17 protein-coding genes are annotated in these 21773 nt (G+C 73.9%); 9 read left to right on the top strand and 8 right to left on the bottom strand.

Annotated elements, in window-relative coordinates; genetic code table 11:
- Positions 1 to 322 precede the first annotated feature (322 nt).
- Genes AB0927_RS03995 through AB0927_RS04015 form a run of 5 tightly spaced genes read left to right on the top strand, consistent with a single transcriptional unit; the run spans position 323 to position 5803 of the window.
- Positions 323 to 1258, top strand: a complete 936-nt coding sequence (locus AB0927_RS03995) for a hypothetical protein (protein WP_366665916.1) — start codon at positions 323 to 325, stop codon at positions 1256 to 1258.
- Positions 1255 to 2037, top strand: a complete 783-nt coding sequence (locus AB0927_RS04000) for a hypothetical protein (protein WP_366665917.1) — start codon at positions 1255 to 1257, stop codon at positions 2035 to 2037. The genes AB0927_RS03995 and AB0927_RS04000 overlap by 4 nt, the downstream gene beginning before the upstream one ends.
- A complete protein-coding gene (locus AB0927_RS04005; protein WP_366665919.1) occupies positions 2027 to 4231 on the top strand; it encodes an isocitrate/isopropylmalate family dehydrogenase in 2205 nt (734 codons plus the stop codon). The genes AB0927_RS04000 and AB0927_RS04005 overlap by 11 nt, the downstream gene beginning before the upstream one ends.
- Complete coding sequence (locus AB0927_RS04010; RefSeq protein WP_366665920.1) at positions 4228 to 4932, top strand: RraA family protein; 705 nt, start codon at positions 4228 to 4230, stop codon at positions 4930 to 4932. Before AB0927_RS04005 ends, AB0927_RS04010 begins: the two co-directional genes overlap by 4 nt.
- The gene (locus tag AB0927_RS04015) at positions 4919 to 5803 is read left to right on the top strand and encodes a DUF6282 family protein (RefSeq protein ID WP_366665921.1); all 885 of its coding nucleotides are present in this window, start codon (positions 4919 to 4921) and stop codon (positions 5801 to 5803) included. Before AB0927_RS04010 ends, AB0927_RS04015 begins: the two co-directional genes overlap by 14 nt.
- An 87-nt stretch (positions 5804 to 5890) precedes the next feature.
- Here the strand turns inward: AB0927_RS04015 and AB0927_RS04020 are convergent, their stop codons facing one another.
- The 6 genes from AB0927_RS04020 to AB0927_RS04045 form a co-directional block, all read right to left on the bottom strand.
- Positions 5891 to 6826 (bottom strand): LysR family transcriptional regulator, encoded by a 936-nt coding sequence (locus tag AB0927_RS04020; RefSeq protein ID WP_366665922.1) that lies wholly within the window; start codon positions 6824 to 6826, stop codon positions 5891 to 5893.
- Positions 6827 to 6970: 144 nt separating this feature from the next.
- A complete protein-coding gene (locus tag AB0927_RS04025; protein ID WP_366665923.1) occupies positions 6971 to 8254 on the bottom strand; it encodes a multidrug effflux MFS transporter in 1284 nt (427 codons plus the stop codon).
- A gap of 110 nt (positions 8255 to 8364) precedes the next feature.
- Positions 8365 to 8562, bottom strand: coding sequence for a 4-oxalocrotonate tautomerase family protein (locus AB0927_RS04030; RefSeq protein ID WP_031050342.1), 198 nt, complete (start codon positions 8560 to 8562; stop codon positions 8365 to 8367).
- Between the two features lie 231 nt (positions 8563 to 8793).
- Positions 8794 to 10248 (bottom strand): cellulose-binding domain-containing protein, encoded by a 1455-nt coding sequence (locus tag AB0927_RS04035; RefSeq protein ID WP_366665924.1) that lies wholly within the window; start codon positions 10246 to 10248, stop codon positions 8794 to 8796.
- A gap of 138 nt (positions 10249 to 10386) precedes the next feature.
- On the bottom strand, positions 10387 to 11706 hold the full coding sequence (locus AB0927_RS04040) for a radical SAM protein (protein ID WP_366665925.1): 1320 nt from the start codon (positions 11704 to 11706) through the stop codon (positions 10387 to 10389).
- A gap of 99 nt (positions 11707 to 11805) precedes the next feature.
- The gene (locus tag AB0927_RS04045) at positions 11806 to 12813 is read right to left on the bottom strand and encodes a hydroxyacid dehydrogenase (protein WP_366665926.1); all 1008 of its coding nucleotides are present in this window, start codon (positions 12811 to 12813) and stop codon (positions 11806 to 11808) included.
- Positions 12814 to 12923: 110 nt separating this feature from the next.
- Here AB0927_RS04045 and AB0927_RS04050 point away from each other — a divergent pair, with 110 nt between their 5' ends.
- The 3 genes from AB0927_RS04050 (at position 12924) to AB0927_RS04060 (ending at position 18191) form a co-directional block, all read left to right on the top strand.
- The gene (locus AB0927_RS04050) at positions 12924 to 14168 is read left to right on the top strand and encodes an FAD-binding protein (RefSeq protein ID WP_366665927.1); all 1245 of its coding nucleotides are present in this window, start codon (positions 12924 to 12926) and stop codon (positions 14166 to 14168) included.
- 303 nt (positions 14169 to 14471) lie between these two features.
- A complete protein-coding gene (locus tag AB0927_RS04055; RefSeq protein WP_366665928.1) occupies positions 14472 to 17366 on the top strand; it encodes a glycoside hydrolase family 2 TIM barrel-domain containing protein in 2895 nt (964 codons plus the stop codon).
- 93 nt (positions 17367 to 17459) lie between these two features.
- Entirely contained in the window at positions 17460 to 18191 is a 732-nt protein-coding gene (locus tag AB0927_RS04060; protein ID WP_366665929.1) for an alpha/beta fold hydrolase, read from the top strand.
- Here the strand turns inward: AB0927_RS04060 and AB0927_RS04065 are convergent.
- Positions 18125 to 18940, bottom strand: coding sequence for an isocitrate lyase/phosphoenolpyruvate mutase family protein (locus AB0927_RS04065; RefSeq protein WP_366665930.1), 816 nt, complete (start codon positions 18938 to 18940; stop codon positions 18125 to 18127). The genes AB0927_RS04060 and AB0927_RS04065 overlap by 67 nt on opposite strands.
- 175 nt (positions 18941 to 19115) lie before the next feature.
- Between AB0927_RS04065 and mmuM the strand changes: the two genes are divergently transcribed.
- On the top strand, positions 19116 to 20048 hold the full coding sequence (gene mmuM / locus AB0927_RS04070) for a homocysteine S-methyltransferase (RefSeq protein ID WP_366665931.1): 933 nt from the start codon (positions 19116 to 19118) through the stop codon (positions 20046 to 20048).
- An 84-nt stretch (positions 20049 to 20132) separates the two neighbouring features.
- On the opposite strand, the gene AB0927_RS04075 is transcribed toward mmuM, so the two are convergent.
- Positions 20133 to 21701, bottom strand: coding sequence for a carboxylesterase family protein (locus tag AB0927_RS04075; RefSeq protein ID WP_366665932.1), 1569 nt, complete (start codon positions 21699 to 21701; stop codon positions 20133 to 20135).
- Positions 21702 to 21773: the final 72 nt, after the last annotated feature.

Raw genomic sequence — 21773 nt, forward strand, 5'->3', positions numbered from 1 at the left:
TCCCGCGCTTTCCCTCCCGCCTTGCACTGTCCGCGGCGGCACCGCTAGCATCCGTTCCGCCTTCGGGGGCCGCAGCTAGCGATGTGAATGCGCAATCGTTGCGCCACGGAGAATTCCGGGTCTGCCCGGCAGCCATTCCGTCCGGGAATGAAGGCCGGTATTTCGCGCGGACCTGTTGAAGCGTAAATCAGGGCAACGGGGGGACGGGGGAAATCGCTACCATGTGTCAGTTATCTGTTGACACCGATTTTTCGTCGCGATTCGCGATGCCGACCATCTGTCTCGCCCTCCAGCCGCCACTCGGACAGTCAACGGAGGAGACATGGTCACCAATCTCGATGTGACGCTGCGAGACGGGGGATACCGCAACAACTTCGGATTTCCGCTCGACTACGCCCTGCACCACGCCCGGGAGAGCGTGGCGGCCGGTATCGAGTGGGTCGAGATCGGATACCGCAAGGGGTCCTTCCAGCCCAAGCCTGGCCTGGGGCTGACGGGGACGGGCACCGACGACTACATACGGGCCGTGGCCGACGTCGTACCGCCCGAGCGGATCTGCATGATCCTGCACCCGAAGAACATCGACGACGCCGACCTCACCCAGATGTTCGAGGCGGGCGTGCGGCTCGTACGGTTCTGCCTGCCGTCCGCGACGCCCGAACCGGGGCTCACCGTGCTCCGCAAGGCGGCGGACCTCGGCTTCACCACCACCGTGAACATCACCCGCGTCAGCCAGCTCGACCGCCGGCGGCTCGTGGAGCTCGCCGCGCTGTCCGAGGACGCGGGCGCGGACGTGATCTACCTGGCGGACTCCAACGGCAGCCTCCTGCCCGACGAGGTCGCGCGCCTGGTCACCCTGGTGCGCTCGGTGACCGACTCCGCCATCGGCCTGCACGCGCACAACAACCTGGGGCTGGCCCTGGCCAACTCCATCGCGGCGGTCGACGCGGGCGCCACCTGGATCGACTCCTCGGTCCTCGGCATGGGCAAGGGCCCCGGCAACCTGATCACCGAGCAGTGGCTGGCCTACCTGGGGCGGGCCGGCCGCACCGACCGGTACGACCTCGGGCGGATCCTCACCCTCGCGCACCGCATGGAGTCCGAGATCGCCGAGGCCAAGCCCTCGCTGCCGCTGCCCGACCTGGTCCTCGGCCACTTCGACCTCTCCGTCGAGGAACGCGCCAAACTGCCCGTGGACCACATGGGTGCCGCCTTCAGCGCCGCGCGCGAGCTGACCGCCCCGGTGGTCGCGGCATGACCTCGCCGGTGCCGGCCCCGGTCCGTGTGCGCCTGGGCGACCCGCGCGCACCCCGCACCGCCTGCGTGCTCGCCCCCGTCATGGCGCAGTGGGACCAGGGCGCCTTCTTCGAGCCCGTCGCCGGGGCACTGCTGTCCACCGGCCACCGCGTGACGGTGTACGACACCCTGTCGCTGCTGCGCGAAGGGGACGACCTCGCGGCGCTCGCCGACCGGTGGGCGGGGATCCTGCGCGCCGAGGAGCCCGACCTCCTGGCGGGCAACGCCCTGGGCGGCGCCGTCGTCCAGCAGCTCCTCGATCGCCCCTGGACCCACCGGGCCGACGTCGTCCTGCTGTCCGCCCCCACGGTGGCCGACGGGCCGCTCGACGCGACCCTGGAACGCATCGCGGCGGCCGTGGCCTCGCACGGCACGGCGGCGGCGCTGCGCCTGCTGCACGAGGTGGTCCGCGGTCCCGAGGACCCCTCCCCCGCCCCGGCCGGCCCGCGGCACCACGCCGACGACGAGCGGCACGGCCGGCGGCTGGCCACCGGGCTGCGCCTGCTGCACCGCGCCGACGCGCGAAGCCGCGTCGAGGCGTTCCCCGGCAGGCTGCTGCACGTCTACGGCACCGAGTCCAAGCTCGTCCGCGACCACCACCTCGCGACCGGCCCCGGGCACATCCGCGCCGGCATCGCGCGGGCGGGCATGCGCCCCCACGCCGACCAGCCGCACGCCACCCGGCGGGCCGTCTCCGCGTTCCTGGAACCACAGCCAACGAAGAGGATCCATGAGAAGTAAGACCGTCGCGGTACTCCCCGGCGATGGCATCGGCCCCGAGGTACTCGATGCGGCCCTCCCGGTGATCGACGCCCTCGGGCTGCCCCTCACCCTGGAACACGGGGACATCGGCTGGGAGTTCTGGCGCACCGAAGGCACCCCGGTGCCCCAGCGGACCTGGGACCTGATCGACCGCAGTGACGCGGTACTGCTCGGCGCCACCACCAGCAAGCCGGGGCGCGAGGCCCTGGCCGACCTCCGGCCGCACCTGCGCGAGCGGGCCCCGCAGTACGTGTCGCCCATCATCCAACTGCGCCAACGCCTCGACCTGTTCGCCAACCTCCGGCCGGTCGAGAACCACCTCGGCGGCACCCCGTACCGTTTCTGCGTCGTCCGCGAGAACACCGAGGGCCTCTACGCGGGCCTCGACTGGGACCGGGTGCCCGAGGAGCTGTGGCCGCTCGTCGCCGACCACCCCAACGCGCGGCGCAGCGGCCGCGACGCCACCACCGCGAGCGTGCGGATGCTCACCCGGCACGGCCTCGACCGCATCCTGCGCTTCGCCTTCGAGCACGCCCGCGCCCACGGGCACCCCCGGGTCACCCTCGCCGACAAGCCGAACGTCCTGCGGCGAAGCAGCGCCTACGCCCGCGAGCGCCTTGAGGAGATCGCCTCCCGGTTCCCGGAGATCGAGTACGAAATCCAAAACGTGGACGCCGTCGCGCTGTGGATGGCCCGGCGCCCGGAGCGCTTCGGCGTCATCGTCGCCGAGAACATGTTCGGTGACATCCTGTCCGACCTCGGCGGCGGTGTGATGGGCGGGCTCGGCCTCGCGCCCAGCGCCAACATCGGGGAGCACGGCAACTACTTCGAGCCGGTGCACGGCAGCGCCCCCGCCCTGGCCGGGACCGGCCGCGCCAACCCGCTCGCCGCCTTCCTCACCATCGGCATGCTGCTGGAGCACCTCGGCTTCGGCGAGGCCGCGGGCCAGGTGCGGGACGCGGTCTCGCACGTCACGCGCCGCCGGGACCGGGTGACGTACGACCTGGGCGGTACGGCGACCACCGCGGAGTGCGCCGCGTCCGTGCTGGACGCGTGCCGTGCCGTGCCGCGCGCCCACACCGCCGCCGTCGTCACCGTCGGGGACGAACTGCTGCGGGCCGTCCTCGACGACACGAACGCGGGCGAGGCGTCCCGCAGGCTCGCCGCCCGCGGGGTGCCGTCCCGCGTCCGGCACACCGTCGGTGACGACGAGGCGGCGATCGCGGACGCCGTGCGGGCCTCGCTCGGCCGCGACGACGTGGTCGTGGTCATGGGCGGCCTCGGCCCCACCTCGGACGACGTGACCCGGGTCGGGGTCGCCCGCGCGCTGGGCCGCCCGCTGGAGCACCGCGAGGAGGCCTGGCGGGGCGTCGTCGAACGGCTCACCCGCTTCGGTGTCGCCGTGCACGAGGACAACCGCCGCCAGGCGCTGTTCCCCGAGGGCGCCGAGCTGCTGCCCAACACCAACGGCACCGCCTGGGGCTGCCGCCTCGACGTGCGGGGCACCACGGTGGTGATGCTCCCCGGCCCGCCGCGCGAGTGCCTGCCGATGCTCGACGCCTTCCTGCGCGACGGCATCGCCCACCTGCCCGAACCGGAGCCCGTCGTCACGGTGTTCCGGCGCACCCTCGGCGTCATCGAGGCGGACGCCGCCGCCGCGGTGGACGCCCTCGTCCGGGACCTGGGGCTGCGGGTCAAGCCCGCCTACCGCTGGCACTACCCCTACGTGGACGTCCGGATCGACTGCCCGCCCGAGGGCGCGGCCGACCTCGCGAAGCGGCTGGACGAGGCGCTGGGGGCGTACGTGGTCACCAGCAGGGAGCGCACCGCCGTCCAGGAACTGGCCACCCTGCTCGACGCCCGCGGCCTGGCCCTGGAAGCGGACGACCACCTCACCGGCGGCCGGTTCGCGGCCGAGCTGGCCGCCGAGCGGCGGCCGGCGCCGGACGGGCCGCCGAACGGCCGGGTGTCCGTGACGCTGGACGCGGCCTGGGACGGCGGCGGTCCGCGGGACCACACGGGAACCGTTCGCTTCCGGTGCGCGGTGGGCGGCGGGGCCCCGGAATCCGCCCGCGAGCTGACCGTCCCCAACCGTGGTCCCGAAGTCATCGCCTACGCAGGTCAGTTCGCCGCCTGGACCGTCGCCCGTCAGCTCGTGGAGGAGACCGCATGACCACCGCATCCGCCGATCCGCTGCTGGACGGCGCCCTGCGCGCGCGCCTGGCGCGGCTGGACACCGCCGCCCTCTCCGACGCGGTGGACAGCCTGCGGGCAGCGCCGTGCGTGCTGCCCGGCATCGGTGCCCGCACCCCCGGCGCCGTGGCCTTCGGTCCCGCGTTCACCCTGCGCTACCGGCCCATCGAGGACGACGGCGCGTTCCACAACGCCGCCGACTACATCGACGACGTACCGCCCGGTTCGGTCGTGGTCGTGGACAACGGCGGCACCGGCGCCTGCACCAACTGGGGGTCGCTGCTCACCTCCGTGGCGCTGCGCCGGAAGATCGCGGGAACCGTCGTGCACGGGTCGGTGCGCGACGTGCGGGAGACCCGCGAGGCCGGATACCCGCTCTTCAGCAGCGCCGTCACCATGGTCAGCGGCAAGAACCGGGTGGTGCTGGAGCGCACCGGCGTCGACCTGGACATCGCCGGCACCCGGGTCAGCCCCGGGGACCTGGTGTTCGCCGACGACAACGGGGCGCTGCGCGTCCCCGCCGGCCTCGTCGCCGAGGTCGTCCGCCGCGCCGAGGCGGTCGAGCGGACGGAGCGGCGCATCCGGGCGGCAGCCCTGGACGGCAGCCGGCTGGACGAGGCGCGGGCCCGCTACGGCTACGCCCGCCCCTGGGAGGACGAGGGCCACGATGACGCTCGCTGACCCACGGCCCGCCGCCCCGGCCGCCGAGCGGGCCGCGTTCGTCGACGTCCACTACCACGCCGGCCCGGACGCCTACGTGCGGCGGCACACCACGGCCTCGGCCGGTGCCCGCTACGCCCGGCTCGGCGGATGGGTGGTGCTGAAGAACCACCTGGGCTCCACCGCGGCCCAGGCCTGGGAGGCCCGGCAGCAGGGCCTGCCCGTCTCGGGGTCGATCGTGCTCAACGACATCGCGGGCGGCCTGGACCCCCGGTCGGTGGAGCAGGCCGTGGTCCAGCACGGGGAGGACAGCGGGCTGCGCCTCATCGTCCATCTGCCGACGGTGACCGGGAGGGCCCACACGAGCCGCCTGGCCCGCACCCCGGCCCACCCCCTGCTGGCGGACGGCCTGCGTCCGCTCACCGTCACGGACGAGGACGGCACGCTCCGCGCGGAGGTGCGCGAACTCCTGCGCATGGCCCGCGATCTGCCGATCGTGATCTCCACCGGGCACGCCGACCGCCACGAGGTGACGCTGCTGGTCGAGGAGGCGGTGCGGCTCGACGTGCCCCGCCTGATGCTCAACCAGCCCGCCAACCCGATGACCGGTCTGACCTGCTCCGACCTACTCGACCTCGCGTCGGCGGAGCAGGTCTACACCGAGCAGACCGCGCTGACGTACCTGCTGGGCTACCAGGAGTGGGACGACTTCTCCGCCGTCCTCTCACGGGTCCCGCGGGTGGTCTACAGCTCCGACCTGGGGCAGACCTCCCAGATGGACATCGGGGAGTGGACGACGCGCAGCCGTGACTGGTTCGCGCGGGCCGGCCTCGGCGAGGACCGGATCACCGAGGTCGTGCGCGACGCGCCCCTGCGGATGCTCGGTCTCTGAAGGCCGCGTCCGTGAGCGTGTGTCGGCCGCTCGGGGCGGACCCGGTGTTCCGGGTCCGCCCGGAGCGGAATTCAGCGGTATTCCGTTTCACGGCAGAAGGCCGGTCGAAGCCGACCGCCGCCGGTTCTCCTCCGCGGTCTTCCGGCGCACTCGCGCGGCTGTTTCCGTGAGCAGTTCCAGGCGCGCCGGGTCCGCGTTCTCCCGCAGCGCGAGAAACATGCGCATGGTGATGGGCTCGCCGTCCAGCGGAAGCAGCGCGATCCGGCGCGAGGAGACCGTGTCGGCCGCCGTCGGATACATCAGTGTCCAGCCGTCGCCGCTCGCGCCGATCTCGGCGAGGGTGTCCTGGAATCCCGTGAAGGGCGCGCCGTAGGTGGGTTCGAAACCCGCTTTACGGCACGCGGCGACCACGGCGTCGAAGAGCGCCGGGTTCTCGCTGCGGGACGCGATGCGCAGGGGCACGCCGGCGAGATCGGCGAGATTCAGGTTCCGCCGTCCGGAAAGCGGGTGCGCGGCGGGGAGCGCCGCCACCAGGGGGTCGTACCAGAGGGTGAGCAGCCGCAGGCCGGGGGCGCTTTCGACGCCCCGGACGAAAGCGGCGTCGAGGCGCCCGGCACGCACCTCTTCCAGGCGGTTGTGGGCGCCGAGTGTCTGGAACTCGAAGCGGGTGCCGGACCCGGAGTCGGGCAGCGCGTCCAGGAAGTCGTCCAGGCGCTCGCCGAGGGCGGAGCTGATCCCGACCCGGAAGGTGGCCTCCTGCTGCGCGGCCAGCCGCCGGGCCTTGGCGGCGAAGGAGTCCCGCGCCTTCAGCAGTTCGCGGCCCTCGGGCAGCAGGGCCTGGCCGGCCGGCGTGAGCGTGACCGTGCGGCTGGACCGGTCGAAGAGCTGGGTGCGCAGCTCCCGTTCCAGCCGGCGCACCTGCTGGCTGACCGCGGGCTGGCCGATGTGCAGCCGCCCCGCCGCTCTGCCGAAATGCAGTTCCTCCGCGACGGCGACGAAGTACTGAATCTGACGCAGTTCCACAGGACCCCCCAATCCTCGACGTGGGCGACCCTGATGGAAACTCACATTACTGTGGTGACGAATAGTTGATGAATAGATCAATACAGTCTTCGGGGTCGCCGCAGAGGAATCCTCGCACACCCGGCGGCGACACCCGCACACCCCCTATTCCGCGGCGGCTTCCTGAAGATCGGCGGCCGGCCTGTCGGCCGTCCGGTCCGCGCCGTCCTTCGCGGGTGCGGCGGCCGTCCGCCGGCCCGCCAGGGACAGGAACAGGGCGAAGGCGCAGATGCCCAGCACCGCGGCGGCCAGCACGAACCAGCCGAGGGCGAACAGGTCGCCCGCCGGCAGCCGGCTGGACAGGTAGATGCCCAGCGAGGCGGACAGCAACTGGAGCGCGCCCATCAGACCGGACGCCGAACCGGCGGTCGAGCGGAAGGTGGTCACCCCCGCGCTCATCGACAGGGGCAGCAGGAAGCCGTTGCCGAACGTCATCACCGGCATGAAGACCAGCACCAGCAGGCCCCAGCGCCCGCCGGCCCCGCTGAGCCCGAGCCCCAGCATCATCAGCGCCCCGACGAGGAAGAACCCGTGGCCCGTCCACAGCAGCCGGTCCACGGACCGCGTGCGGACCAGGGCGCGCGAGGTGAGGTTGCCCGCGACGTACGCGAGCGAGACCGTGATGTAGCAGTAGCTGGTGGTCTCGGTGGCCAGCCGCATCTTCTCGAACACCAGCGGAGAGGCCGCCAGATAGCCGAAGTAACCGCCGTACGCCACACACAGGTTGACGGTGTAGGCCCAGAACAGCGGGCGGGACAGCAGCTTCGGGTAGCTCCTGAGCGTGGCGCCCAGGTGCTTGCTGCGCCGCTCCGGCGGCAGGCTCTCGGGGATGGACGTGATCATCGCGACCAGGGTCACCAGACCGATCAGCGCGGTGACCACGAACGGCGCGCGCCAGGAGACGTAGGTCGTCAGGTAGCCGCCGATCAGCGGGGCGACGGACGGGGAGACGCCGACGATCGGCATGACCGTGGCGAACATCCGGGCCGCGTCCTTCTCCTCGTACAGGTCGCTGATCACCGCCCTGCCGAGCACCATGCCCGAGCCGGCGCCCAGCGCCTGGAGGAGCCGGCTCGCGCCGAACACCTCGACCGTGGGCGCCGCGGCGCACACCAGCGAGGCGAGGACGAACAGGCCGAGCCCGGAGACGATGACGCGCTTGCGGCCCCACGCGTCCGAGAGGGGGCCGTAGACCGCCTGCGAGACCGCGATGCCGATCATGAACGCGCTGAAAGTCCACTGCACGGACGCGACCGGGGTGTGGAAGGCGTGCGCGGTGGCCGGCACGCCCGGCAGGTTGATGTCGGAGGCGAACAGGCCGCCCGCGTTCAGCGAGGACAGGACGGCGAGCAGCAGCGCGTAGGGGGTCCGGGTCGAGGCGGTCTTCATGGCACGTGGCAACTTCCTTGGTCGGGTGTCGACCGGAGAGGGGGAGCCGTTTCCGGGTGGAACGGGGGATACGCACCCGGAAACGGCGGCTCGGGGGCCGGTCCGTCGGTTCAGCGCTTGGCGGCGCGGGCGGCGAGCGTCTCGCCGGCGATGGACCAGCTGTCGGTGCCGATCTCCTGCACGGTCACCCAGACGCTCTCCGGCTTGCTGCCGGTCGCCTTGACGTACGCGTCGGTCAGCTCGCGAACCAGCTCGGCCTTCTGCTCGGCGGTCTTGCCGGGGGTCTGCTGCACGTGGATGAGGGGCATTGCGTTCTCCTGGATAGGGGTCGCGCCGATGGCGCGCGGTCCTCGGCCGGTCGGCCGGGACGCCGTGGCCCAGTCCAGCACCGGGCCCGGGACCGTCCAAGACGCAATCCACTCTGGGACCGATCACGAATCGTGATACGTCCAGGTAGCGCGGCGACAGAACGCCGAATCAGGTAGAGACCAATCGCCCCGGGGGACCCGGGAGCCGGCCACCGCCGGGCGGACGCGCCGTCAGCCGCTCGCGCAGGGCGCGCCGTCGAGCGTGAAGGCCGCCGGGGCGCGGTTGGTGTCCGACCGGGTGGCGGTGAAGCCGAAGGACACGGCGGTGCGGGCCGGGACGTCCCTGTCGTAGTCGGCGGCGGTGGCGGTGACCCGGGCGCCGTCCTGCCGGCCGGTGGCGTCCCACATCACGCCGAGCCGCTGGCCGTCCGGGAAGGCCCAGTCGACCCGCCATCCGGCGAGGGCCCGCTCGCTGGTGACGGTGACCGTGGCCTGGAAGCCGCCGGGCCACTGGTCGACGAGGTCGTAGGCGACGCGGCAGGCGGGCGGTGGAGTGGCCGGGGGGAGCGCGGTGCTCCGGGGGCCGTGGGCGAGGGAGGAGAGGCCCTGGGGCGGGGAGTCGGGGGCGGGACGGGGTTCCGTGCGGCCGGAGTCCCGGCTGCCGGGGGTGGCGGAGGCGCGCGCCGGGGCGGACGGGGGCGGGGGCGTGACCGTGGGCGTGGACCGGGGCTCCGGTACCGGGGAGGCGCCCGCGGTGGTGGGGCGGGTGCCGGGTACGGCCGCGGGACGGCCGCCGCCCCGGGCGCCGCCGTCGCCGGGTGCCCCGGTGTCGTCGCGGGTGGCGGCGGTGTCGTCCCGGGCGGTGAAGGTATCCGCGCCCGAACCGCCGTACGGCATGAGCGACGCGCCGAGCGCCAGCGCCGAAAGCAGGAGGGCGGTGGCGAACATGCCGCCCCCGCGCAGCAGCCGCCCGAGCCCCCGGCGCTCCTCGGGTTCGCCCCGGACCGGCTCGTCCGCCCGCCCGGTCCCGAGCCGCGCCTCGGCGGCCCGCCGGCGCCGCTCCAGATAGTCGAGCCCGCCCCAGCCGATCACCCCGCCGGCCAGCACCGCGGCCAGTCCGGCGCCCTCGGCCGCCGGGGTGTCGCCATGGGCGCGCCGCCAGCGGTCCCGGAACAGCACCCGGACCCGGTCGAGTTCGGCCCGCACGGTGGCCGGATCCAGCCCCAGCCGGTGCGCCGCCGCGGGCAGCGGCAGGGCCTCCACCTCGGCCAGCCACAGCAGCGCCGCGTCCCGCTCCCGGAGGTCGCGCAGGGCGCGCAGGGCCGGCGGGTGGGCGCGGGGGGAGCCGGTGAGACGGCCGGCCTCGGGCGAGGTCAGCCACTGGGGCAGGCCGGGGGCGAGCAGCCGGCCCTGGCCCGCGGCCGACCAGCCGGCGGCCGTGGCGCGGACGGCGCCGAGCAGGGCCGGGATCGTCGGCAACCGGGCGGGGCGCCGGCCCGCGCCGCGCACATGGGTGCGCCGGGCGGCGCGGACCTCGCGCATGCCGAGGGTGAACGCCTCGGTGGCCAGCCGGTGGGCCGTGGCGGAGCCGGAGGCGCACAGGGCGGCGTACGAGAGCACCGCGTCCCAGGCATCCGAGAACAGCGCGGTCTCGGCGGCGCTCCGCGGGGTCGGCAGGTCGGGCATGGAACTCCTGCATCACGGGCGAGGGCAACTCACCACAGGGACGACGGAGTTGGCGTAGACCTCGCGGAGCCGAGCCTTTCACGGGCCCGGCCCCGCTGACAAGCTGCCCGTACGCGAGCGGTCACGCAGGGTCGCGGATCAGGCCTTGGCCGGCTCCTCCGCGGGCAGGCTGTCCATGAAGGAGCTGACGGAGAAGACCGCGCGGCCGGGTCCGGGCTGGCCGTAGCCGGGCGGGGAGGACAGGCCGAAGTCCTCCATCGTCTGGCGGTAGGCCTGGAGCAGCCGGATGTGGTACTCCAGCGGCGCGCCCTGCGGGTTGGCCTTGCCGAGCGGGGTGGTGGGCTCCGGGCACCAGGTGGTGAAGCGGGGCGTGATGCCGTGCGACATGAAGAAGCGCAGGCCCTCGGTCGTGGACGCGATCGCCTCGTCCACGGAGCCGAAGCCGAAGGGCTCGGCCATCTCGACGCCGGCCACGAAGTTGGGGATCACGTTGCGCGGGCCGAAGATCTCGGCGGAGTCCAGGATCCGCTTGTGCCACTCGTCGCGCCCGACGTAGCGCTCCTTGCCGGGGCAGTACAGCTCGAACAGCCGGCGGTCCCACACCTCGAAGTTGGGGTGGTAGATCTGCACGCCGTAGTCCTTGAACCGCTGCACGTCCGCCTTGGGCAGCGCCTGGGCGACGACCTTGCCGATCCAGCGGCCCGGGAAGCGCTCCTCGATGGCCTTGGCGTAGTGGCCGTAGAAGTCGGCCTCGTCGCGCCCGGCGACCGTCTTGGTGATGGCGCCGCCGGTGAGGGTGTACGCGGTGGACGCCTTCTGGGTGTCGTACCGGTCGATGATCTCCAGGGCCTCGAGGACCTCCTCGACGTCCTTCACGCCCGTGTACGGCCGGCCGGCGGCCTTGTGCTGGCGCCAGTTGTGGTTGATGTCGCAGTACTGGCACTCCTCCTTGGCGCCGAAGTACTGGCAGACCCGGAAGACGGTCAGGTAGATGAGGTAGCCCCACTGGATGGTGGGCGCGACCTCCATCACCGACTTCCCGTTGGAGAGGGTGTGCCGGTAGTACTCGGGCATCGGCGGCACCCCGACGTCGGCGATGCGCTTGCCGTCGAGGTAGAGGCCGAGCACTCCCTCGTCGTCGGCGGCCACCCGGTAGGGGGAGGCGGGATTCACCCGTACGGAGACGACCGTACGGCGCAGGTCGTACGGCCCGCCGGTGAGGATGATCTCCTCCGGGGGCCGGCGCAGCGCGGCCTCGCCCAGCTCGGGCAGGGTGCCGTGGTCGAAGGAGAAGATGAAGTAGGACTTCGGCTTGACGTCCCCGCTCTCGTTGTCGCTGAGGGCGGACTTGTCGAAGGCCACACCGCCGCGGAGCAGGTCCTCCTTGAAGACGGCTTCCCGCGGCACGTGCGGGAAGCGCTCCATCAGATCCTCGACCAGTGCGGTGCGAGTGCCCATCCGTATGTCTCCTCCCGGCTCAGGCGTACTGCCCAACCGTATGCCCCCTGCTCGGGCGGAGCGGTGCCGGGTCCCTCGCAGGGGTCCGGGCGGGGTTCCTCAGGCCGTCCGGTCCAGCGTCGCGGGGTCGACCGCGTGCCGCAGCGGGTCGCCCGCCGCCAGCCGCGCGGCCTCCTCGACCACCGTCCGGCCGAGGCGGGCCACCTCGTTGCCCTGGGAGCCCGCCAGGTGCGGGGTGACGAAGGCGCCCGGCAGGTCGAACAGCGGGGATCCGGCGGGCAGCGGTTCGGGGTCGGTGACGTCCAGGACGGCGCTGAGGCGCCCGGTGCGCAGCTCCGCGACGAGCGCGTCCTGGTCGACCAGGGCGCCGCGGGCGGTGTTGACGAGCACCGCCCCGGTGGGCATCAGCGCCAGCTCGCGGGCGCCGATCAGATGCCGGGTGCCGGGCGTCTCGGGGGCGTGCAGGGTGACGACGTCGCTGGTGCGCAGCAGCTCGTCCAGCGGCAGCAGCGGCACCCCGAGGCGCCGGGCCCCGGCGGCGTCCACGTAGGGGTCGGCGAGGGCGACGGCGAGGTCGTGGGGGCGCAGCAGTTCGATCAGCCGGCGGCCGACGCGGGAGGCGCCGACGACGCCCACGCGGCGGCCGTGATTGCCGATGCCGGGGACGATCGCGCCGTGCGGGAGGCCGCGGCGGGCGCGCAGCTCCTCGCGGCGGGCGAAGACGTCCTTGCCGGTGAGCAGGATCATGGCGAGGGTGTACTCGGCCACGGGGAGGGCGTTGGCGTCGGCGGCCGAGGAGACGACGATGCCGCGCCGCCACACCTCGGCGGTGGCGAATCCCTTGACCGACCCGGCCGCGTGCAGCACGGCCCGCAGCCTCGGGGCGGCGTCCAGGGCGGCCGCGTCCAGGCGGGGGCAGCCCCAGCCGGTGACGAGGACCTCGGCGCGGGCGAGGGCCTCGCGCACCCGCGGCGCGGTGAGGTCGTGCGCCACCAGGGCGGGATCGAGGTCCAGGTGGTCGCGCAGGCGGGCGAGGAGGCGGGGCGGGAAGACATACGGCACGTTCTCGGGCGCCATGGCGAACACGGCCCCCGGGCGCTCGGGCAAGGACGGATCCTCCGGGCTCGGTGCGACGCGGGCGGTAAGCGGTCTCTACCGTAGGTGGCGGCGGACGAGAGGGTCAACGGGCCCGCCGCCCCGGCGAAAGGAACGGCAGCATGACGGAGACGGTGACCAACTGGTCCCGCACCATCACCTACGGCGCGAAGGAGTACCAGCGTCCGGCGACGCTCGACGCGCTGCGCGCCCTGGTGGCCGGGGCCGCGAAGGTGCGGGTCCTGGGCAGCGGGCATTCCTTCAACCGGGTCGCCGACCCCGGCCCCGACGGCGTGCTGCTGTCGAGCGCGGGACTGCCCGCGGTGATCGAGGTGGACACGGCGGCACGGACGGTCCGGGTCTCGGGCGGGGTCCGCTACGCCGAACTGGCCCGCGCGGTCCATGCCCGCGGCCTCGCCCTGCCGAACATGGCCTCGCTGCCGCACATCTCGGTGGCCGGTTCGGTGGCGACCGGCACGCACGGCTCGGGCATGGCCAACCCGCCGCTGGCCTCGGCGGTGCGGGAGGTGGAGCTGGTGGTCGCGGACGGTACGACGGTGACGATCGGCCGGGGCGACGCCCGCTTCGACGGCGCCGTGACCTCGCTGGGCGCGCTGGGCGTGGTCACCGCGCTCACCCTGGACCTTGAGCCGGCGTTCGAGGTGGAGCAGCGCGTGTTCACCGAACTGCCGCTGGAGGGGCTTGAGTTCGAGGCGGTCGCCGGATCCGCCTACAGCGTCAGCCTGTTCACGGACTGGCGGGAGCCGGGCTTCCGTCAGGTGTGGGTCAAGCGGCGCACCGACCGGCCGTCGGTGGACTTCCGCTGGGCGGCCCCGGCGGCGGGACCGATGCACCCGGTGCCGGGCATGCCCGCGGTCAACTGCACCGAGCAGCTGGGCGTTCCGGGTCCGTGGCACGAGCGACTGCCGCACTTCCGGGCGGAGTTCACGCCGAGCAGCGGGGAGGAGATCCAGTCGGAGTACCTGGTGCCGCGCTCGGCGGCCCTCGACGCGCTGCACGCGATCGACGCGATACGCGGGACCGTCGCGGGTGTGCTCCAGACCTGCGAGGTGCGTACGGTGGCCGCCGATCCGCAGTGGCTCAGCCCGGCCCACGCGCGGGACTCGGTGGCGCTGCACTTCACCTGGGTGCGGGACGAGGCGGCCGTGCTGCCGGTGGTGCGGACGCTGGAGGAGGCGCTGGACCCGTTCGATCCGCGCCCGCACTGGGGCAAGGTCTTCGGCCTGCCTTCGGCGGTGGTCCGCGGGCGCTACCCCCGTCTCGGCGACTTCCGGGACCTCGTCCGGTCCCTGGACCCCACGGGCAAGTTCACCAACGCGTTCGTCGCCGACGTCCTCGGCGCCTGACGGCTCCCGCCTTCCCGGCCCCCTTGTCGGGGGCCGGGCGGCGCGCCTAGGGTCTTTCGTCTGGATCAGGCCGGATCAGGGAGCGGGGTCTGGTGCCGTGCATCGCAAGGCGGAGGAGGGCGACATGGCGGAGCCATGGCAACCGACGACAACGCCGCGAGGCGCGGTGCCAGGGCCCGCGAGCCCGGCATGATCCAGACGAGAGGCCCTAGCCTCACGTGAGCGGCGGCCGGGGGCCTGCCTGCCCCGCATCCCTCCGCCTGACCCGCCCTTCCGTCGTGTGTGGCACCAGATCGGAGACCGATGTCCGTCGCCTCCTCCACCGACACTGACACCGACACCGACTACGTCGAGGACGTCTCCCCCGGCTCCGGGGCGTTGCCGCCCCGCGCCTGGTACGCGTCGTCCAGCGCCAAGTCCCTTTCCCTGAACGGATCCTGGCGGTTCCGGCTGTCGCCGACGGCCGACGCCCCCCGCTTCGCGGCGCAGGGGTACGACGCCGGCGGCTGGGCGGAGGTCACGGTCCCCGGCCACTGGGTCCTCCAGGGCCACGGCTCCCCCGTCTACACCAACCACCTCTATCCCTTCCCGGTCGATCCGCCGCGCGTGCCGACCGAGAATCCGACCGGGGACCATCTGCGGGTCTTCGACCTCCCGGCCGACTGGCCCCGGGGCGACGGCGACGGGGCGGTGCTGCGGTTCGAGGGGGTGGAGTCCTGTGCCCGGGTGTGGTTGAACGGCACGGAGCTGGGCACGTTCAAGGGGTCGCGGCTGACGCACGAGTTCGCGGTCGGCCCGCTGCTGAGAACCACCGGCAACGTGCTGGCGGTGCGCGTCCACCAGTGGTCCGCGGGCTCCTACCTGGAGGACCAGGACCAGTGGTGGCTGCCCGGTATCTTCCGCGACGTCACCCTGTCGCACCGCCCGGCCGACGGGGTGGGCGACTTCTTCGTACACGCCTCCTACGACCACCGCTCGGGCACCGGCACCCTGCGCGTCGACTCCGACGTGGCGGGCCGGGTCACGGTCCCGGACCTCGGCATCGACGTCCCGGCCGGGGAGCCGGTGACGGTGCCGGTCCGGCCGTGGTCGGCGGAGGTGCCGACGCTCTACGACGGGGTGCTGGCCACCGGGGGCGAACGGGTGCCGCTGCGCATCGGCTTCCGCACGGTGGAGGTGGCGGACGGCCTGATCAAGGTCAACGGCCGGCCGGTGCTCTTCAAGGGCGTCAACCGGCACGAGTGGCATCCGGAGCGGGGCCGGGCGCTGGATCCCGCGACCATGCGCGAGGACGTGCTGCTGATGAAGCGGCACAACATCAACGCCGTGCGCACCTCCCACTATCCACCGCACCCGGCCTTCCTCGACCTGTGCGACGAGTACGGCCTGTGGGTGATCGAGGAGTGCGACCTGGAGACGCACGGCTTCACCGAACTGGGCTGGCGGGACAACCCCGTCGACGACGACCGCTGGACCCCCGCGCTGCTGGACCGCGCGGCCCGCATGGTCGAGCGGGACAAGAACCATCCGTCGGTCGTCCTGTGGTCGCTGGGCAACGAGGCCGGCACGGGCCGGGGCCTGACCGCGATGGCCGAGTGGATCCACGCCCGCGACGCCTCCCGCCCGCTGCACTACGAGGGCGACCACGACTGCCGTGACACGGACGTGTATTCACGGATGTACGCCGGTCACGCGGAGGTGGAGCGCATCGGCCGCGGCCTGGACGGCGGCCCGCTGCGCAGGCGCCGGCTCCCCTTCATCCTCTGCGAGTACGCGCACGCCATGGGCAACGGCCCCGGCGGACTCGCCGACTACCAGCGGCTGTTCACGTCGTACGACCGGTTGCAGGGCGGCTTCGTCTGGGAGTGGATCGATCACGGCATCGCGCATCCGGAGCTGGGCTACGCCTACGGCGGCGACTTCGGGGAGGAGTTGCACGACGGGAACTTCGTCTGCGACGGGCTGCTCTTCCCGGACCGGCGGCCCTCCCCCGGCCTGGCCGAGTACAAGAAGGTGCTCGAACCGGTGGGCATCACGGGCGACGGCACGGCCGGCACGGTTCAGGTGACCAACCGGTACGACGTGGCCGACCTGTCGGCGCTCGCGTTCTCGTGGTCGTACCAGGTGGACGGGGAGACGGTCGCGTCCGGGCCGCTGCCGGTACCCGCGCCGGCTCCGGCGCCCGGTGAGTCGGTGGACGTCAAGCTGCCCGCGCCGCCGGCCGGGGCGCCGGAAGGGGAGGCCCACTGGCTGGTCCGGGCGGAACTCGCGGCCGATGCGCCGTGGGCGGCGCGGGGGCATGTCGTCGCCTGGGGACAGGTCCCGGCCACGGAACGGGCGGTCACGCACGGCCCGGCGAACGCCCGACTCCGTTCGTCTGACGGGGATTTCACCCTGGGCCTCGGCACGTTCGACGCGCGCACCGGCGCCCTGAGGGCGGTCGGTGACGTGGCCGTGGAGGGGTTGCGGCTGGACGTGTGGCGGGCGCCCACCGACAACGACGAGGGCGCCGCCTGGCAGGACGACCCGCGCTGCGGTCGACTGTGGCGCCGGCTCGGTCTGCACCGGATGCGGCACCGGCTGGACGCGGTGGAGGCGACCGACGAGGCCTTGACGGTCCGCACCCGAGTGGCTCCCGCCGCACGGGAGTTGGGTCTTTCGACGGTGTACCGCTGGACATCGGACGGGGAGCGGCTGCGGCTGACGGTGGGCGTCGTGCCGGAGGGCGACTGGGCGGTCCCGCTCCCCCGGCTCGGCATCCGCTTCGGCCTGCCGGCCGCCTCGGCCGACCGGGTCCGCTGGTTCGGCGGTGGCCCCGGAGAGGCGTATCCGGACACCAAGTCGGCCGCGATGCTGGGGCGTTGGGAATCGACGGTGGACGGTCTCCAGACGCCGTACGTCCGTCCGCAGGAGAACGGCGCCCGGATCGACGTCCGCTGGGCGGAGCTGGGCGGTCTGCGGATCGAGGGTGAGCCCGTCTTCTTCCTGACGGCCCGCCGCTGGACCACGGAGCAACTGGACGCCGCCGCCCACCGGACCGACCTGGTGCCGGGCGACACCGTCTGGGTCAACCTGGACCACGCCCAGCACGGCATCGGCTCCCAGTCGTGCGGCCCGGGCCCCCTGCCCCACTACCAATTGCGCGCCGAACCCGCCGAGTTCTCCTTCACCTTCTCCCCCGAGCCGGGCACCTCGTAAATCGGAGGCCTCGACGCGGCACGGGACGTACCGTCTGCCGGGCAGGACGATCGGCGCCCCGGCCTCGGGCGCCGGACCCGGAGAGGACGAGCGATGACCGAGACGGCGGACGACGGCCGCGATCACTACGACGTCACCGGCGAGGGACCCGTGCTGCTGGTGCTGCCGGGCGGGGCCGGGCATCCGATGGGGCTCGCGCCGCTGGTCGAGCGGTTGGCCGCCCGGTTCACCGTGGTGACGTACGACCCGCTGGGGCTCGCCCATGGCCGGCTCGGCCTGCCGGTGCCCGAGCAGCGGGTGGCGGACTGGAGCGAGGGCGCGCGCCGGGTGCTGGACGCGGTGCTGCCCGGGGGCGAGTCGGCGTATGTGTTCGGGACCAGCTCGGGCGGTATCGCGGTGCTCGACCTGCTCGCCCGGCATCCGGAGCGGCTGGCGCACGTGGTCGCGCACGAGCCGCCGTGTGTCACGGTGCTGCCGGACGGGGCCGAGCAGCGCGCCGGGCTGCTCGGACAGCTCGACGGTCCCGAACGGCCGCCCGCCGAGGGCGCGTCGGCGACCCCGATGGGCGTCTTCCTGGCCCGGGTGCTGCATCCGTTCACCAAGTACACACCGCTTCCGGTGCCGGACCCGGCCCGGCTCACGCTCGCCGCGGGGGCCGACTCGCGCGGTCAACTGCTGCACCGTACGGCCGAGTTCACGGCCGGGCGGCTGGGCGGGACGTTCGCGGAGTTTCCCGGCGGCCACCTGGGCACGCTGGATCACCCGGTGGAGTTCGCGGACCTGCTGGCCGAGACGCTGCGCGCCAGCGCGCGAACCTCGTCGTAGGAGGGGGTCGTACCGCCCGGCGCCCGTCCCGCCGCGAGGTCGGTCATCACGTCCAGCGCCGCGCCGAGCGCCCTGCGGTAGAGGAGGGAGCCGAGGCTGATCCGGGCCACGCCCAGGGCGGCGAGGCGGGGGACGGTGGGGCCGGCGGGCGAGTGGAGGATGTTGAGGGGGACGCGGAGGCGCCGCACGAGGTCGGCGATGCGGGCCGGGTCGGTGAGGCCGGGCACGAACACACCGTCGGCGCCCGCCTGTTGGTAGGTGTCCAGGCGACGGAGGGTGTCCTTCTCGTCGCCGTCCCCCGACCAGTACGTGTCGGTGCGGGCGTTGACGAACATCCCCGGTACGGCGGCCTTGACGGCGGTGATCTTCGCGGCGAGCCGTCCGCTCGGCCCGAGCCCGTCCTCCAGGTTGACGCCGACCGCGCCGACCGCCCACAACTCCCGTGCCAAAACGGCCACTTCCGCCGGATCGTCGCTGAAGCCGTCCTCGGCGTCCACGGACAGGTGGTACGGCTCGGAGCCGAGGGTCAGGGCGAGCCGCAGCGTGTGTTCCCGGGTCGCCGACTCCCCGTCGGGCAGCCCGGCGGCCGCCGCCACGGCGAGGCTCGACGTGGCGATCGCGGGGAATCCCCGGGCGGCCAGGGTGGCGGCCGAGGCGTGGTCCCAGGCGTTGGGCAGGATCAGCGGCTCGCCCGGACGGTGGTGGAGTCCGGCGAAGGACGTTTTCCCGGGCGGCAGGTCTGCGGTCATACGGCCACGCTAGCTCCGGGTCGTTTCGGCGCGGACCGAAGCGTGTGCGGACCGAAACGTGTGCATCCCGAAGCGTGTGCGGCCCGAAACAGGTGCGGACCACCCATGTGCGCGCACCACCCGGCCGCCGGACACTCCGGCCCGCTCCACCGCCAGGTGGACTAGCGTCACTGACATGAGCAGCAACGCCTCCGCCCCCGGCCTCGCCGGGGCCCTCGCCGCCGGGACGGTCGTCCTCGACGGCGGGCTGTCCAACCAGCTTGAGTCCGCCGGGCACGACCTGACCGACGAGCTGTGGTCCGCGCGGCTGCTCGCCGAGCGGCCGGAGGCGATCACCGAGGCACACCTCGCCTACTACCTGGCGGGCGCGAGCGTGGCGATCACCGCGAGCTACCAGGCCACCTTCGAAGGCTTCGCGCGGCGCGGCATCGGCCGCGCGGAGGCGGGGCGCCTGCTCGCGCTGAGCGTCCGGCTGGCCCGGGACGCGGCCCGGCGGGCCCGGGACGCCGGCGTCCGGCGCCCGTTGTGGGTGGCGGCCTCGGCCGGACCGTACGGCGCGATGCTCGCGGACGGCTCCGAGTACCGGGGGCGTTACGGGCTCACCATCACCGAGCTGGAGCGCTTCCACCGTCCCCGCCTCGAAGCCCTGGCCGCCGCCGCACCGGACGTCCTGGCCCTGGAGACCGTCCCGGACACCGACGAGGCGGCCGCGCTGCTCAGGGCGGTACGCGGCCTGGGGGTGCCGGCCTGGCTGTCGTACACGGTCGACGGCCCGCGCACCCGCGCCGGCCAGCCCCTGGAGCGTGCCTTCGCCCTGGCGGCCGACGCGGAGGAGATCATCGCGGTGGGCGTGAACTGCTGCGCGCCCCAGGACGTGACCCCCGCCGTGGAGCTCGCCGCCCGGATCACCGGCAAGCCGGTCGTGGTCTACCCCAACAGCGGCGAGTCCTGGGACGCCGGGGCCCGCGCCTGGGACGGCCGGACGACCTTCGCCACCGAGCAGGTCACGGCGTGGCGGGCGCGGGGGGCGCGGCTGATCGGGGGGTGCTGCCGGGTGGGCCCGGAGCACATCGGCTCGATCGCGCGGGCGCTGGGGGCGGCGGGCTGAGCGGCGGGCGCCGGTGACGGCCTGCCTTCGCCTCCCGTCCGCCGGTATGCGCCGGTCGCGCCGGTCACGCAGGTCGCGCAGGCTTCAGTGGCGCAGCGCGCCCACCGAGCGGCGCAGGCGGCGCATGGCGGAGGCCAGTTCGGCGCCGGGGGCGCGGGGGACGGAGGCGGGGCGGGGTGGCGGGGTGCGGGGGGTGGCGGACCACAGGGCGTATTCCGCGTCGCGGGGGCCGTAGGCGGTGTGCGCGGCGCCGTCGCCGAAGACGCGGACGGGGTGTGTGGGGTTCCAGGACTCCCAGCCGGGATCGCCGGTGGTCACGAACCGCACCCAGGCTCCGTGCATCTCGTCGCACAGCTCGTGCGGGGCACCCTGCCCGGCCAGTCTCTGCGACTCCGGGATGTCCCCGGAGTCGAACACGAAGCCCAGCTCCAGGGCGTGGCAGGCGCGCAGGTCGGGGCGCAGGGAGGGCCAGGCGAACTCGTAGAGGTGGCTGGTGGCGGGGCGGGCGTCGGCGAGGCGGTGCAGCGGGACGCGCAGGAGGTGGTCGGTGACCATCTGGCCGACGATCTCGGCGGCGCCCGCGCCGGGCCGCAGGGCGCGGTAGCCGCGCGGGATCTCGTGCCCCGCGTGGCAGCGGGCCATGGCCCCGGCGACGGCGACGGCACCGATCCGGTCGACGTGCTCCAGCAGTCCCCCGGGCACCAGCCACAGCCGGTACTCGTCGCGGGTCCAGCCCATCAGCAGGTCCACGTCCCGGGCGGCGTCGCCCTCGATCAGGGCCTTGAGCGGGTCGCGGGGCACGAGGTCGCCGTCCACGACGACGCCGAAGGCCGGTCCGCCGAGGACGGGACTGGACAGCCGGCCCACCTCGGCCTGGGTGCGCAGCAGCAGGTCGCGGTCCACGGCGGCGAAGGCGGCGGCCGTGGCGGGGATCTTCAGACGGGCGGCCATCCGGCGCACCATCCGCCGTACCTTGTCGCGCTCGGAGACCTCCGGCGGGCCGCTCTGGAGCACCGCGCGCCGGATCAGGCCGTCGGTGTGGGGCGAGGCGAGCAGGACGCCCGCGCTGATCGCGCCGGCCGACTGGCCGCACAGGGTGATCCGGTCCGGGTCGCCGCCGAAGGCCCCGATCGCCTCGTGCACCCAGCGCAGCGCGGCGAGCTGGTCGCGCAGGCCGGGGTTGGGCGGCGCGTCCGGGAACAGTCCGTAGCCCTCGATGCCCAGCCGGTAGTTGACCGAGACGCAGACGACGCCGTCGCGGGCGAAGGTACGGCCGTCATAGACCGGCACGGCCGAGGAGCCCCTGGTCAGGGCGCCGCCGTGCAGCCACACCAAGACGGGCAGCCGGGCGCCGGGGGCCGGCTCCGGTGTCCATATGTTGAGGTTGAGGCAGTCGTCGCCGGGGATCGAGGGGTCCGAGAGGTACTGGGCGAACGCCTCGGAGTACGGCGGCTTCGGCGCGGTCGGACCGAACTCGGCCGCGTCCCGGACGCCGTCCCAGGGCTCGGGCGGCGCGGGGGGCCGGAAACGCCGGGGGCCGACGGGCGGGGCGGCGTACGGGATGCCCCGGAACACGGCGACGCCCCGCTCGTAGCGGCCGCGTACGGCGCCGTGGGGGGTTCGGACCACCGGTCCCGCCGGGTCTGCCGTCATCGCCACCAGCCCTTCGCCGCGTCATGCACCTTTCACTTCAGAGCACCACGGGGCCCGGATGTATTCCGGCGC

The organism is Streptomyces sp. NPDC048106, from assembly GCF_040706415.1.
Taxonomy (GTDB): Bacteria; Actinomycetota; Actinomycetes; order Streptomycetales; family Streptomycetaceae; genus Streptomyces.

Bases quoted from the DNA above. Each gene is read 5' to 3' on its own strand.
- AB0927_RS03995 (WP_366665916.1), top strand. From the start codon at position 323: ATGGTCACCAATCTCGATGTGACGCTGCGAGACGGGGGATACCGCAAC.
- AB0927_RS04000 (WP_366665917.1), top strand. From the start codon at position 1,255: ATGACCTCGCCGGTGCCGGCCCCGGTCCGTGTGCGCCTGGGCGACCCG.
- AB0927_RS04005 (WP_366665919.1), top strand. From the start codon at position 2,027: ATGAGAAGTAAGACCGTCGCGGTACTCCCCGGCGATGGCATCGGCCCC.
- AB0927_RS04010 (WP_366665920.1), top strand. From the start codon at position 4,228: ATGACCACCGCATCCGCCGATCCGCTGCTGGACGGCGCCCTGCGCGCG.
- AB0927_RS04015 (WP_366665921.1), top strand. From the start codon at position 4,919: ATGACGCTCGCTGACCCACGGCCCGCCGCCCCGGCCGCCGAGCGGGCC.
- AB0927_RS04025 (WP_366665923.1), bottom strand. From the start codon at position 8,254: ATGAAGACCGCCTCGACCCGGACCCCCTACGCGCTGCTGCTCGCCGTC.
- AB0927_RS04030 (WP_031050342.1), bottom strand. From the start codon at position 8,562: ATGCCCCTCATCCACGTGCAGCAGACCCCCGGCAAGACCGCCGAGCAG.
- AB0927_RS04035 (WP_366665924.1), bottom strand. From the start codon at position 10,248: ATGCCCGACCTGCCGACCCCGCGGAGCGCCGCCGAGACCGCGCTGTTC.
- AB0927_RS04040 (WP_366665925.1), bottom strand. From the start codon at position 11,706: ATGGGCACTCGCACCGCACTGGTCGAGGATCTGATGGAGCGCTTCCCG.
- AB0927_RS04050 (WP_366665927.1), top strand. From the start codon at position 12,924: ATGACGGAGACGGTGACCAACTGGTCCCGCACCATCACCTACGGCGCG.
- AB0927_RS04055 (WP_366665928.1), top strand. From the start codon at position 14,472: ATGTCCGTCGCCTCCTCCACCGACACTGACACCGACACCGACTACGTC.
- AB0927_RS04060 (WP_366665929.1), top strand. From the start codon at position 17,460: ATGACCGAGACGGCGGACGACGGCCGCGATCACTACGACGTCACCGGC.
- AB0927_RS04065 (WP_366665930.1), bottom strand. From the start codon at position 18,940: ATGACCGCAGACCTGCCGCCCGGGAAAACGTCCTTCGCCGGACTCCAC.
- mmuM (WP_366665931.1), top strand. From the start codon at position 19,116: ATGAGCAGCAACGCCTCCGCCCCCGGCCTCGCCGGGGCCCTCGCCGCC.
- AB0927_RS04075 (WP_366665932.1), bottom strand. From the start codon at position 21,701: ATGACGGCAGACCCGGCGGGACCGGTGGTCCGAACCCCCCACGGCGCC.